The sequence below is a fragment of the Achromobacter sp. 77 genome (genome assembly GCF_020541125.1).
GTDB lineage: Bacteria > Pseudomonadota > Gammaproteobacteria > Burkholderiales > Burkholderiaceae_B > Achromobacter > Achromobacter mucicolens.
This window is the reverse complement of the sequence record NZ_CP059848.1, coordinates 2,682,267-2,695,408: the sequence shown is the minus strand read 5'-3', so window position 1 is coordinate 2,695,408 and position 13,142 is coordinate 2,682,267. Positions and strand designations below refer to the sequence as shown.

Here is a 13,142-nt window from a genome sequence, read left to right as displayed (position 1 = left end):
GTCCGTAGAAAATGCCGCTTGCCGAGCCGGTCAGGGCTTCTTGCCGAACCACTTGGTGTAGATCTTGTCGTACTCGCCGTTGGCCTTCAGCGTGGCGAGCGCCTTGTTGACCTCGGGCACCAGTTCGCTGCCCTTGGGGAACGCAATGCCGTAGAAGTCGCCGCTCTTGACCGAGCCGACCACCTTCACGCGGCCCTTGCCCGCGGTATTGGCGTAATACTGGACGTTGGGCGTATCGTGCACGGCGGCATCGACGCGGCCGGTTGCCAGTTCGAGATAGGCGTTGTCGATGTTCGGGAACAGCTTGAGCTTGGCGTCGGGCACCTGCGCCTTCAGGAAGTCCACCGTCGCCGTGCCGGTCTTGACCGCAACGGTCTTGCCGGCCAGGGACTTGGCGTCCTTGATGTCGGTATTCTTTTCGCCGACCAGGATGGCCAGGCCGCTTTCGTAGTAGGGATCCGAGAAGTCGATGACCTTCTTGCGATCGTCGCGTATCGTGATACCGGCCAGCGCGGCGTCGATGTTCTTCGTTTGCAAGCCGGGAATGATGCCGGCGAAGTCCATCGGCTGCAGCTTGTACTTGAGGTTGAGTTCCTTCGCGATGGCCGCCCACAGGTCCACGTCGAACCCGACGTAAGTGTTGCCCTGCTTGAATTCGAACGGCACGAAAGCGGTATCGGTGGCCACCACCAATTCCTTGCCCTGGGCCTGGACGGCGGAAGTGGCGCCGAACAGGGTCAGGGACAGGCCCACCATTGCGGCGGCGACTTTACGTTTGATCATGAAACTCTCCTCTTGGGGAGCGCAGGGCACCCCGGGCTTGTTGTAAGGGCATGATTCCTGGGTCGCGCCGGGATCGCCAGCGCAACTTACCGACGATCTTAACGCAACAATCCGCGCCCGGGCGGGTGGCGGACCCCTTACAATCCGCGAGACATCCGGAGGTTTTCGATGGCCTACAAATATGTGCGCATCGCTGGAAACCGCCGCCAGGTCGGCCTGGCGCTGGGCAAGCTGGCCCGCCCCATCATGGGGACCTATCTGGACCAGAGCGGCACCTGGAGCGCCCTGCGCCCGTGGCGCGGGCACCCGTTCGTCGATGACTTGGCCCAACAGGCGCAGGCCGCCCTACCGCAGATCTGGGAAGAACTTGAAGGCCTGGCCGAAGGCTTGCGCATGCCGGTCAGGGACGTGCTGCTATGGCATTGCCGGGGCGATCTGCTGCACAGCACCACGGATGGCTGCACGTCAGTCGCCATGCGGGCGGCAGACGGATCGCGCTGGATCGGCCACAACGAGGACGGCGATCCCTTTCTGTATGGCCGCTGCCACCTGGTCGATGTCGCGCTGGACGATGCGCCCGGCTATCTGAGCTTCTATTACCCGGGCTCCCTGCCCGGCCACACCTTTGCCGCGAACCGCGCGGGCCTGGTGCAAACCATCAACAACCTGCGTACCCGGCAGCGGCATGCGGGCGTGCCGCGCATGTTCCTGGCGCGAGCCGTGCTGGACTGCACGACGCTGGACGAGGCCGTGACGCTATTGCGCGAGCAGCCCCACGCGGGCGGATTTCATCATCTGTTGGGCGCGGCGGGAGATGCGCGCGTGCTCAGCGCCGAGGTGACGCCGGGATCGGTGTCCATCCAGGAAGTCGGCCGGCGCTACGGCCATGCCAATCACATGGTGCACGCCGCCACGCGAGGCCAGGCGCAACTCGTCACCGACTCGTCGCGGGCGCGGCAGAACCGGATCGAAGGCCTGGTGGATGGGTGGTTGCCGGAATCGACCCACGCCGACATGCTTGCCGCACTGCTCGATACCCAGGGCAAGCTGCCGATCCTGCGCACGGCAAAGGACGACCCCGACGACGAGAACACGCTGGCCACTGCGATGTTCGAAATCACCGATGAGGCCGTCGTCCTGCGTGTTTACGACCGCAAGGCGCGCGCGGATATCGCGCTGGACGTGATGTCCGATCCCGAATGAACGGGACCGGACACCGCGGCGGGCATTACTGCGCGCCGTAGCCGCCGCCTCCCGGCGTTTCCACGACGAACACATCGCCCGGCCGCAGTTGCGCGCTGTCCTGGGGACCGAGTTCCTCGATGGTGCCGTCCGCGCGTTCAACCGTATTGCGGCCCATGGCGCCCGGCTGGCCGCCGGCCAGACCGAACGGCGCATAACGCCGGTTGTTCGACAGGATGGCCGCGGTCATGTCTTCCAGGAAGCGGATGCGGCGCACGCCGCCGTCGCCGCCCGGATACCGGCCCGCGCCGCCCGAGCCCTTGCGGATCTCGTAGGACTCCAGACGCACCGGGAATCGGAACTCCAGCACTTCCGGATCGGTCAGGCGCGAGTTGGTCATATGCGCCTGCACCACCGATGTACCCGCAAAGCCCTCGTCGTGCGGGCCGGCCGCGTCGATACGGACCGGACCGGCGCCAGTGCCGCCCGAAATGGTCTCGTAGTACTGATGACGCGCATTGCCGAACGTGAAGTTGTTCATCGTGCCCTGGCTGGCGGCCAGCACCCCCAACGCCCCGTACAGCGCGTTGACGATGCACATGGAGGTCTCCACGTTGCCCGCGACCACCGAAGCGGGCGGGTTCGGGCGCAGCATCGACCCTTCGGGCAGGATGATGGTCAGCGGCACGAGGCAGCCGTCGTTCAGCGGGATGTCGTCATTGACCATCGTGCGGAACACATACAGCACCGCGGCCACGGCAATCGCACCGGGCGCGTTGAAGTTGTTGTCCAGCTGCGGCGACGTGCCCGTGAAATCCACCACGGCGCTGCGCGCCTCGGTATCCACACGCACCGCCACGCGGATGACTGCGCCGTTGTCCAGCGGGTACGCGTAGCTGCCGTCCTTGAGCACCGAGATCACGCGGCGCACCGCCTCTTCGGCGTTGTCCTGCACGTGGCCCATGTAGGCGCGCACCACCTCCAGGCCGAAGTGATCGCACATGCGCAGCAGCTCTTGCACGCCCTTTTCGTTGGCGGCGATCTGCGCGTGCATGTCGGCGATGTTCTGGTCCGGATTGCGCGCCGGCCAGCGGCCCGATCCCAGGATCTCGCGCGCCGCGTCTTCGCGGAACTCGCCGTTCTTGACGAGCTGGAAGTTCGTGAACAGCACGCCTTCGTCTTCGACCGTCTTGGAGTCCGGCGGCATGGAGCCCGGCGTGGTCCCGCCGATATCGGCATGGTGGCCGCGCGATCCCACGTAGAACAGGATCTCGCGCCCCGCCTTGTCGAACACTGGCGTGATCACCGTGACATCAGGCAGGTGCGTACCGCCGTGGTACGGGTCGTTCACCACATACGCGTCGCCCGGCTGCATCTTGCCGGCATTGGCGTTCATGACCGTGCGCACCGATTCGCCCATGGAACCCAGATGCACGGGCATGTGCGGCGCGTTGGCGATCAAGCGCGCCTGCGCGTCGAAGATGGCGCAGGAGAAGTCCAGACGCTCCTTGATGTTGACCGAATACGCCGTGTTCTGCAGGCGGTAGCCCATCTGTTCGGCGATCGACATGAACAGGTTGTTGAACACTTCAAGCATGACGGGGTCGGCCTGCGTGCCGACCTTGCGCTGCTCGGGACGCGCCTCGACGCGGCGGATCACGAAGTGATCCTGCGACGTCAGCTCGGCCTGCCAGCCCGGTTCCACGATCGTGGTCTGGTTGGGCTCGGAAATGATGGCCGGTCCCGCGACCACGTCGCCGCCAGCCATGTCTTCACGCACGTATAGCGGCGTATCGCGCCAGGCGCCCGCGCTGTACATGCTGACCACGCGGCGGGCCGCCAGCGCGCCTTCGCGGGTACGCGACGTGGCCGCTTCGCCCACCCGCTCGCCGCCACCCGTGGCCTCGACCGAAATGGTCTCGACCACCAGCTCGCGGTTGGGCATCAGGAACGAATAGCGCTGGCGATAGGCCGCCTCGAAATCGCTGCGCGCCTGCGCCAGATCCGAGAACGCCACTTCCAGCGCGGTGTCGGTGCCGCGATACTTCAGGTGCAGGCGGCGCTGCACGGAGATGTCCGCCTCGGCCACATGCTGGCGGCGCAGTTCGCCGACCGCCTGGCCCGCCAGGACATCCAGTTCCGCCTTCAGTTCGCCCATCAGGGACGCGTCCAGCACCTTTTCGACGGTCTTCTGGCGCATGTCCGTCTGATCCGCCAGACCCATGCCATAGGCCGACAGCACGCCGCCCAGCGGGTGCGCAAAGACCGTCGTCATACCCAGCGCGTCCGCCACCAGGCAGGCGTGCTGGCCGCCCGCACCGCCAAACACGGTCAGCGCGTATTCGGTCACGTCGTGGCCGCGCTGCACCGAGATGCGCTTGATGGCTTCGGCCATGTTGCCCACCGCGATCTGCAAGAAGCCCTCGGCCAGCTGCTCGGGCGACATCTCGCGGCCGGTGGCCGCAAGCACTTCAGCAGCCATGGCGGAAAAGCGTTCGACCACGGCGTCGCGGTCCAGGGGCTCGTTTGCCTCGGGGCCAAACACGTTCGGGAAGAATTCGGGTTGAATCTTGCCCAGCAGCACGTTGCAGTCCGTGACGGCCAGCGGGCCGCCGCGGCGATAGCACGCCGGGCCCGGATTGGCGCCCGCGGAATCGGGCCCGACGCGCAGTCGCGCGCCGTCAAAATGCAGGATGGAGCCGCCGCCGGCCGCGACCGTGTGAATGCTCATCATGGGCGCGCGCATGCGCACGCCGGCCACCTGGGTTTCGAATTCGCGTTCGAACTCGCCCGCGTAGTGCGACACATCGGTGGACGTGCCGCCCATGTCAAAGCCGATCACCTTCGGAAAGCCTGCGATTTCGCTGGTCCGAACCATGCCGACGATGCCGCCGGCCGGCCCGGACAGGATCGCGTCCTTGCCGCGGAAACGGTGGGCATCGGTCAGGCCGCCGCTGGACTGCATGAACATGAGACGGATGCCGGGCAGTTCGCCGGCCACCTGGTCCACGTAGCGCTTCAGGATGGGCGACAGATACGCGTCCACCACGGTCGTGTCGCCGCGCGAGACGAACTTGATCAGCGGGCTGACCTCGTGCGACACGGACACCTGCGTGAATCCGATCTCGGCGGCGATGCGCGCGGCCTGCTGTTCGTGGCCGGTGGAGTGCCACGCGTGCATGAACACAATGGCCACCGCGCGGATGCCGCTGTCGAAAGCCGCCTGCATGTCACGGCGAAGGCTGGCTTCGTCCAGCGGACGAATCACTTCGCCGTCGGCCGCCACGCGCTCGTCCGCCTCGACGACGGATTCGTACAGCATCTCGGGCAGCAGCACGTTGCGGTCAAAGAGCCGCGGGCGATTCTGGTAGGCGATGCGCAAGGCATCGCGGAATCCGCGCGTGGTGACCAGCAATGTGCGCTCGCCCTTGCGCTCGAGCAGCGCATTGGTGGCCACCGTGGTGCCCATCTTCACGCACTCGACCTGGTCGGCGGGCACGGGCTGTCCGGGTGCGATGCCCAGCAGCTTGCGGATGCCGGCAACGGCCGCGTCGCGGTATTGCTCGGGGTTTTCCGACAGCATCTTCGCCGTGGTGGTCGTGCCATCGGGGCGTCGCGCCACGATGTCGGTGAAGGTGCCCCCACGGTCAATCCAGAATTGCCACTTCATAGGTATCCTCGAAAACAAGAGACCGCCGCAGCGCGTTCGGCCGCGGTCGGGTTGCGGATGAATCGGGGCCCTGCCCCGGATGTTGGATTCAGAGAGAGGTCGCGGCCCTGGCCGCCTGGTCATACAGGCCGGAAAGCGCGCGCAGCGTGTGCGCCAGTTGCCGGCTGAATTCAAGACCGCCCCCGCCCGGGCCGTCCAGGCCGGCGGTCAGGCATTGCTCGCGGATTTCGCCATAGCGCTTGAGGATCGCCGCGCCTTCGGGGGTGACGCTGTAGAAGACTTCCTTGCTGCTGCGCTCGCCGCGCACCACGCCAAGACGTTCCAGCTTTTTGAGCGCATAGCTGACGATATGGGTGTCTTCGACATTGAGCGTGAAGCAGATATCGGCCAGCTTCTTCGGACGCTCACGATGGTAGACATGGTGGAACACCATCACGTCGGTGGGCGTCAGGTCGGGCAGACCCGCCGCAGCCATGCATCGCACCGTCCAGCGGTCGAAGGCGTGGCTGGCAATCATGAGCCCGAATTCCACTTCGGACAGGTCGGGCGCGCTGCCGCCGGCAAGATGTGCCGACGACGCTATCAAGGTGGGGCTCATAAAGGGCGCAAGCGAAGATTAATTGGATGAAATACTAATAATTTATCTATATTTCATCAATAAAAAATGGCGGCGGACGGCAAAAAATCCCTCGTTTCGAGGGAATACCCCTAGCGATCAAGGCCGCGGTAAAGCCGTCAGGGCGCGTTCCACCCCATGGGCAGATTGGCCCGGATCATCCAGCCGGCAATCGAAATGCGCGCCGCGATCTCGGGCATGGCGTCGCCCGGCCCGAACCAGCGGGCGTCTGCAATTTCGTCTTCCTGGACCCGGATGTCGCCAGAGACGTAGTCCGCAGTGAACGCGACCATCAGCGAATGCGGAAACGGCCAGGGCTGGCTGCCGAAATACTGCAGGTTGCCAACTTTCAACCCGACCTCTTCGAAGACCTCGCGATGGACAGTCTGCTCGATGCTTTCGCCGGGCTCGACGAAGCCGGCCAGCGCGGTGTACCGGGCAGTCGGCGCGTTGGCGTGACGCGCCAGCAGGATGCTGTCGCCTTTGCGGATCAGCACCATCATCGCCGGCGAGATGCGCGGGTATGCGGACAGGCCGCACGCGGGGCATCGCAAACAGAATTCGTGTGCAACACGCTCGGCAGGCGTGCCGCAAGCGCCACAGAACCGGTGGGTTCGCGCCCATTCGGCGATTTGATAGGCGCGGCCGGCCAGCGCCATGCCTTCGTCGTCGAACACGCCGAACAGCGAGCGCAGTTTCTTGAAGGCGTAACCCTCGGGCGCTTCGAGGCCGGGGTCGACACAAACCGTGCGATACGGCGACCCCGCCTGCATCCAGACCGGCTGCAAGGCCGCGGCGCCAAGCCCGATGCGTTCACACAACGCCGAATCCGGCAACACGCTGGACGACACCTCGACCAGCAATTCATCACGGCGGAAAACGAAATTCACACGACCCTCTTCGGCGCGTCATCGATCCCGCAATCTTAGAAGAAAAACGCGCTGACAGCCGGTCTGCGCGCCGCACCGGGCGCGGACCTCGCGGCGTCATTGAACCTTCAACCAATGAACAACATTCCCTTCCTAGGAATTACCCGTAAAACGCCGATTTCCCGCGCTTTGTTACCGCACAGCAACATAGAATGGCACGGCGCTCGGGCGGCGCGATGCCGCGCCGCGCATGCTTTTTTTCGCAATGCCTATCGGGTCAGACCCGACTTCACCATTCGCAAAGAAGGACCACCATGTACAAGAAAATCTCGCTGCTCACCGGCAGCATCGTCCTGGCATTCAGCGCGGGCGCACAGGCCCAGACCAAGTGGGACCTCCCCAGCGCCTACCCGGCGAGCAACTTCCACGTCGAGAACCTGACGACCTTCATCAAGGACGTCGACTCGCTGTCGCAAGGCAAGCTCAAGATCACGCTGCACAACAATGCCTCGCTGTACAAGGCGCCGGAAATCAAGCGCGCTGTGCAAGGCAACCAGGCTCAGATCGGCGAAATCCTGCTGACCAACTTCGCCAACGAAGACCCGATCTACGAACTGGACGGCCTGCCCTTCCTGGCCACCGGCTACGACGCATCGTTCAAGCTGTACCAGGCCCAGAAGCCGTTCCTGGAAAAGAAGCTGGCTTCGCAAGGCATGACCTTGCTGTACGCCGTGGCGTGGCCGCCCCAAGGCATCTTCGCCAACAAGGACATCAAGCAGATCAGCGACATGAAGGGCCTGAAGTGGCGCGCCTACAGCCCGGTCACGGCCAAGATCGCCGAACTGGTCGGCGCCCAGCCCGTCACCGTGCAGCAGGCCGAACTGGCGCAGGCCTTGGCCACCGGCGTGATCGATTCGTACATGTCGTCGGCGTCCACCGGCTACGACACCAAGACGTACGAGTACATCAAGAAGTTCTACGACACGCAGGCCTGGTTGCCCAAGAACGCCATCATCGTCAACAAGAAGGCGTTTGACGCGCTGGACCCCGACACGCAGGAAGCGCTCAAGAAGGCTGCCGCGCAAGCCGAAGAGCGCGGCTGGAAGCTGTCGCAGGAAAAGAACAAGTGGTATCAGGCCGAACTGGCCAAGAACGGCATGGAAACCATCCAGCCCACGGTTGAGCTCAAGGAAGGCCTGAGCGTGATCGGCAAGCGCATGCTGGACGACTGGCTCAAGAAGGCTGGCGCGGACGGCCAGGCCATGATCGACGCCTACAAGAAGCAGTGATATCGCCATGCGCCGTTTTCTGGATAACCTGTACGGCGCGGCCGGCCTTCTGGCCGGCCTGTGCACGATAGGTGTGCTCGTCTCGGTGCTGGCGGCGATCATCGCCCGCCAGCTCAGCTTCAACATTCCCGGCACTGACGCCTACGCCGGCTACTTCATGGCCGCCGCGGGCTTTCTTGCGCTGGCCAGCACGTTCAAGCACGGCGAGCACATCCGTGTGACGCTGCTGCTCAATTCGCTGAATCCCGCTGGCAGCCGCCGGCTGGACATCTTCGCCCTGGCCGTGGGTTGCCTGCTGGCCGCTGCCTTCGCCTTCTTCAGCGTCAAGCTCACCTACGACTCCTGGCTGTTCAACGACATTTCCACGTCGAACGACGCCACGCCGCTCTGGATCCCGCAAACGACCATGGCCGTGGGCACGATCCTGTTCTTCATCGCACTCGTCGACGAACTGGTCCGCCGTTCGCGCGGCGCCGCCGCCGCAACCTCGCAGCAAACCCATGAATGAACTTCTCGTCATCACCTTATTGGTCGTCTCGATCTTCGTCCTGCTCGGCTGCGGGGTCTGGGTCGGCCTGACCCTGGCGGGCACTGCCTGGATCGGCATGGAGATCTTCTCCAGCCGCCCGGCCGGCGACGCCATGGCCGTCACGATCTGGGGCGCCTCGTCCAGCTGGACGCTGACCGCCCTGCCGCTCTTTTTGTGGATGGGTGAAATCCTGTTCCGAACACGGCTGTCCGAAGACCTGTTCAAGGGGCTCGCCCCCTGGCTGAACCGGGTGCCGGGGCGCCTGTTGCACACGAACGTTATCGGCTGCGCGATCTTTGCCGCCGTGTCAGGCTCGTCGGCCGCCACGTGCGCAACGGTGGGCAAGATGACCATCCCCGAGCTGACGCGCCGCGGCTACCCCGAGGAGAAGATTCTCGGCACGCTGTCAGGCGCCGGCACCCTCGGTCTGCTGATCCCGCCCTCGATCATCATGATCGTGTACGGCGTGGCGGCCGATGTGTCCATCGCCAAGCTGTTCATCGCCGGCATCATTCCAGGCATCCTGCTCGCGCTGCTGTTCAGCGGCTATATCGCCTGGTGGGCGATCCGCAATCCCGGCGAAGTGCCGGCGGCGGATCCGGGCCTGACGTTCATGCAGAAGCTGTCACGCTCGCGCCATCTGATTCCGGTGCTGCTGCTGATCGGCGCGGTCCTTGGATCGATCTACACTGGTATCGCCACCGCCACGGAAGCGGCGGCGGTGGGTGTGGTGGGCGCGCTGATCCTGTCGGCGCTGCAGGGGTCGCTTAACGGCTCCACCTTCAAGCAGTCCCTCCTGGGCGCCACCCGTCTGTATTGCATGATCGCGCTGATCCTGGCGGGCGCCCAGTTCCTCACGCTGGCGATGGGCTACATCGGCCTGCCGCGCGCGTTGGCGGAATGGATTGGCGGACTTGGCCTGTCGCAGTTTGGCCTCATCATGGCGTTGATGGTGTTCTTTGTCGTGCTCGGCTGCTTCCTCGATGGCATTTCGATCGTCGTGCTGACCATGGGGGTGTTGCTGCCGACCGTGCAGGCCGCAAACATCGACCTGATCTGGTTCGGGATTTTCGTCGTGTTCGTGGTGGAAATGGCCCAGATCACGCCGCCCGTGGGGTTCAATCTGTTCGTGCTGTCCGGCATGAGCGGGCGTGAACTGCCCTACATCGCGCGCGCCTCGCTGCCGATGTTCATCCTGATGATCGTGGCCGTGCTGCTGCTCTATCTGGTGCCTGGCATCGCCACCTGGCTGCCGCTACACATGACGCTGTAACGTCGCGCCAACACCACAAAAACCCCGTTCCGCGAACGGGGTTTTTCTTTTCCGTCCGTCCGTTATTCAGGCGGTGCGCGCTTGCCGGCCTGTAAACCCGGGAAAACGCCGAATCTTTTCGATATTCTGCGCACGGCAACTTACTTAGAATCCCCAGGCGTTCCTGTGCGGCACCGGCAGGACGCAACACTGCAAAGCTGGCTGCTGCTCCGGACCCGCGCCCATTCATGGCGTCGGTGCAGCGGCCAGGCGCCCGGCAACTCGCCGGGCGCGGCAAGCCACGCCACAAGCGCGGCGCAACCATAAATGAGCTACACCTGGAGGAGTCCAACATGAAACGCTTCACCCTATCGCTGGCGGCAGCCGGCCTGGGCCTGGCCGCCGGCGCGGCCCACGCGGAAACCAGTGTCACCCTGTACGGCATTGCTGACGTCAGCATCCGCTACCTGAGCACCAGCTCCGGGGCCGTTGGCCAAGACGGCAGCCGCATCAGCATGGAGAACGGCGCCATCTCCAACAGCCGTTGGGGCCTGCGCGGCTCGGAAGACCTGGGCAATGGCAACCGCGCCTTCTTCCGCCTGGAAAACGGCATCAATCTGCAGAACGGCAATGGTTCCGATCCGTCCAAGGCGTTCAGCCGCCTGGCGTACGTTGGCCTTGACGGCGGCAGCATCGGCACGCTGACGCTGGGCCTGCAGAACACGCCCATGTTCGACCTGCTGGCCGACTACTTCGACCCGCTGACCGTCGGCAACTACGAGCAGAACGCCTGGCTGCCCGCCGCCATGTCGCGTGTGCGCACCAACAACATGACCAAGTACGCCAACACGTTCGGCAACCTGTCCGTCGTGGCGTCGTGGGCCAACGGCGAAGACTGGGACGACCGCAAGGCCGGCCAGCAGTACGGCGCCAGCCTGCGCTACACGATCGGCCAGCTCGGCCTGGGCGCGGCCTGGCAGCAGACGTACGCCGCCACCGATTCCGACGAACGCCAGCGCGTCTGGAACCTGAACGCGTCCTACCAATTTGAATCGACCAAGGTCTTCGCAGGGTACTTCAACGGCCGCGATGAAACCGGCTGGGTCAATGGCGTCATGGGCGGCACCACCACCGCCAGTCTGGACCGCAAGGACGACGGCTACTTCGCCGGCGTGACCTGGCAAGCCACCCCGCGCTGGGCCATCACGGGCGCGGCCTACTACGACCGCAGCGAGAACGTGGTCGTGGAAGGCGACAAGGGCAAACGCTACGCGCTGGTCGCCGTGGCCGAATACTCGCTGTCCAAGCGGTCCCAACTGTACGGCACCGTCGACTGGAACAAGGTCAGCGACGCCGCCAGCGGCGAAATCGCAGGCAAGAGCAACCAGCTTGGCGCAGCGGTGGGGTTCAGGCACATCTTTTAACCTCCGACGTGTCTGACACCCATGTAACGCCGTCTTCCAAGGGTGTCAGACACTCCCCTCCCCCTTGATTGCCGCCTGGACCACGGCGACAATCCCACGCGTGCCTTGCCGTTTTCCGTGGAATGTCCCCGGCCCCGCGCGTTCATCGCCATCCCCCCGCGGCGCCGCTTCCTCACCATGAACCGGGCCCGCCGTATGAGTCTTCTCGATGCCTGCGCGCTTGTCCCGCTTGACCGCCTGCGGCGGACGGCATGGACGGCCATGGCGGTGACGGTCAGCGTGCTGCTGGCGGCCTGTTCATCGCCGGTGCAGCTGATGCCCACGCCGGTCAAGTTCACGACCGGTCAGGTCGATCCCTTCGCGCACAAGGCCGCGGCCGACATCACCGCCATTCCCCTGCTGTACGCCACCAACCGCGCCGTCTTTCTCGAATCGCGCCAACCCTTTTATTCGATCTTTCCCAGCGACACGCTGCGCCTGGGCGTGGCCAAGGTGCAGATCGGCGACGGCACATTGGACTGGGACCAGTTGCGCCAATTGTCCACCTCGGACAGCCAGCGCGGCCGGCCCGTGCTCAGCCTGGAACGCATAGAAGAGCTGGTTGCGCTAGGCCCGCAAAGCGACGCGGAAAGCTCGCCCGAGGCGCAGGCTTATTTCGCGCTCATCAACGACGCCTTGGCGGTCAGCCGGCACCGCGACCTGATCATCTACGTGCATGGCTTCAATAACGCCGTATGGCGCGGCACCGCGCAGGCCGCGCAGTTCCATCACTTCACGGGACGGCAGGCCGTGGTGCTGGTGTTTCTGTGGCCTTCGGCGGCCAGCCTGCTTGCCTATGCCACGGACGTGCGCGCGGCGCGGCAGTCCGTGCCCGCGTTTGCCCGTCTGATCGAGCTGCTTGCACGCAACACGAAAGCCGAGCACATCAACGTGCTTGCCTTCAGCGCCGGTGCGCGCATTGCCAGTGAAGGACTCGCGACGCTGGCCCAGCCGAAGAACGGGGAGACCCGCGAGGCGCTGCGGGCACGCTTGCGGCTTGGGCAGATCTATTTCGCGGCCCCGGATGAAGACACGTACCGCTTCGTCACCGACCTGCGCCAATACATCGACCTGACCGAACGCGTCAGCCTGGGCGCCAACCTGGACGACCGCGCCCTGCGCTTTGCGGCGCGCCACCAGCGCGCGTCACGCGCGGGCCGGCCCAGCGCCGACGACCTGACCGAGGAGCAGGTCCAGTTCATCAACGCCGCCTCGCAGCAGTTGAACTTCGACATGATCTGGGTGGATCCCCGGGCCATTCCGGACCTGAACCGCCGCGCGCACAGTTTCTGGTTCGGCAACGCCTGGGTCAGCAGCGACGTGCTGATGCAGTTCCTGTGGCACAAGGCCCCGGCCGAACGCGGCCTGCAAGAGGGCTATACCCAGCAGGGAATGCGATTCTGGACGTTTCCGCCCGATTACGACCAGCGCGTCAAAGCCTTGATGCTCACGCGCTGAGGGGGGACGACCGGAGGCGGAGGGCCGGTAG

10 protein-coding genes are annotated in these 13,142 nt (G+C 64.9%); 6 read left to right on the top strand and 4 right to left on the bottom strand.

Annotated features, from left to right (window positions below; genetic code table 11):
* Window positions 1-30: 30 nt before the first annotated feature.
* Window positions 31-783 (bottom strand): glutamine ABC transporter substrate-binding protein GlnH, encoded by a 753-nt coding sequence (gene glnH, locus H4P35_RS12480; protein ID WP_226849249.1) that lies wholly within the window; start codon window positions 781-783, stop codon window positions 31-33.
* Between the two features lie 168 nt (window positions 784-951).
* Here glnH and H4P35_RS12475 point away from each other — a divergent pair, with 168 nt between their 5' ends.
* Window positions 952-1,986: a C45 family peptidase gene (locus H4P35_RS12475; protein ID WP_226849247.1), complete on the top strand. Its 1,035-nt coding sequence runs from the start codon at window positions 952-954 to the stop codon at window positions 1,984-1,986.
* Window positions 1,987-2,011: 25 nt separating this feature from the next.
* On the opposite strand, the gene H4P35_RS12470 is transcribed toward H4P35_RS12475, so the two are convergent.
* The 3 genes from H4P35_RS12470 to nudC form a co-directional block, all read right to left on the bottom strand.
* Window positions 2,012-5,635 (bottom strand): hydantoinase B/oxoprolinase family protein, encoded by a 3,624-nt coding sequence (locus tag H4P35_RS12470; RefSeq protein WP_226849245.1) that lies wholly within the window; start codon window positions 5,633-5,635, stop codon window positions 2,012-2,014.
* Between the two features lie 88 nt (window positions 5,636-5,723).
* The gene (locus H4P35_RS12465) at window positions 5,724-6,233 is read right to left on the bottom strand and encodes a winged helix DNA-binding protein (protein ID WP_056317441.1); all 510 of its coding nucleotides are present in this window, start codon (window positions 6,231-6,233) and stop codon (window positions 5,724-5,726) included.
* Window positions 6,234-6,370: 137 nt separating this feature from the next.
* On the bottom strand, window positions 6,371-7,141 hold the full coding sequence (nudC, locus tag H4P35_RS12460) for an NAD(+) diphosphatase (protein ID WP_226849243.1): 771 nt from the start codon (window positions 7,139-7,141) through the stop codon (window positions 6,371-6,373).
* A gap of 293 nt (window positions 7,142-7,434) precedes the next feature.
* On the opposite strand from nudC, the gene H4P35_RS12455 reads away from it, so the two are divergent.
* From H4P35_RS12455 to H4P35_RS12435, 5 genes are all read left to right on the top strand, one after another.
* Window positions 7,435-8,409: a TRAP transporter substrate-binding protein gene (locus H4P35_RS12455; protein WP_226849241.1), complete on the top strand. Its 975-nt coding sequence runs from the start codon at window positions 7,435-7,437 to the stop codon at window positions 8,407-8,409.
* A gap of 7 nt (window positions 8,410-8,416) precedes the next feature.
* On the top strand, window positions 8,417-8,917 hold the full coding sequence (locus H4P35_RS12450; RefSeq protein ID WP_223575598.1) for a TRAP transporter small permease: 501 nt from the start codon (window positions 8,417-8,419) through the stop codon (window positions 8,915-8,917).
* Window positions 8,910-10,211 (top strand): TRAP transporter large permease, encoded by a 1,302-nt coding sequence (locus H4P35_RS12445; protein WP_226849239.1) that lies wholly within the window; start codon window positions 8,910-8,912, stop codon window positions 10,209-10,211. Before H4P35_RS12450 ends, H4P35_RS12445 begins: the two co-directional genes overlap by 8 nt.
* Before the next feature lie 332 nt (window positions 10,212-10,543).
* Window positions 10,544-11,614, top strand: a complete 1,071-nt coding sequence (locus tag H4P35_RS12440) for a porin (protein WP_226849237.1) — start codon at window positions 10,544-10,546, stop codon at window positions 11,612-11,614.
* Between the two features lie 195 nt (window positions 11,615-11,809).
* Window positions 11,810-13,111 carry an alpha/beta hydrolase gene (locus tag H4P35_RS12435; protein ID WP_226849235.1) on the top strand — a complete coding sequence of 434 codons (1,302 nt, stop codon included), beginning with the start codon at window positions 11,810-11,812 and terminating at the stop codon, window positions 13,109-13,111.
* The last annotated feature ends 31 nt before the right edge of the window (window positions 13,112-13,142 follow it).

Bases quoted from the DNA above. Each gene is read 5' to 3' on its own strand.
- H4P35_RS12450 (WP_223575598.1), top strand. From the start codon at position 8,417: ATGCGCCGTTTTCTGGATAACCTGTACGGCGCGGCCGGCCTTCTGGCC.
- H4P35_RS12440 (WP_226849237.1), top strand. From the start codon at position 10,544: ATGAAACGCTTCACCCTATCGCTGGCGGCAGCCGGCCTGGGCCTGGCC.
- H4P35_RS12435 (WP_226849235.1), top strand. From the start codon at position 11,810: ATGAGTCTTCTCGATGCCTGCGCGCTTGTCCCGCTTGACCGCCTGCGG.
- H4P35_RS12475 (WP_226849247.1), top strand. From the start codon at position 952: ATGGCCTACAAATATGTGCGCATCGCTGGAAACCGCCGCCAGGTCGGC.
- H4P35_RS12455 (WP_226849241.1), top strand. From the start codon at position 7,435: ATGTACAAGAAAATCTCGCTGCTCACCGGCAGCATCGTCCTGGCATTC.
- H4P35_RS12465 (WP_056317441.1), bottom strand. From the start codon at position 6,233: ATGAGCCCCACCTTGATAGCGTCGTCGGCACATCTTGCCGGCGGCAGC.
- H4P35_RS12470 (WP_226849245.1), bottom strand. From the start codon at position 5,635: ATGAAGTGGCAATTCTGGATTGACCGTGGGGGCACCTTCACCGACATC.
- H4P35_RS12445 (WP_226849239.1), top strand. From the start codon at position 8,910: ATGAATGAACTTCTCGTCATCACCTTATTGGTCGTCTCGATCTTCGTC.
- glnH (WP_226849249.1), bottom strand. From the start codon at position 783: ATGATCAAACGTAAAGTCGCCGCCGCAATGGTGGGCCTGTCCCTGACC.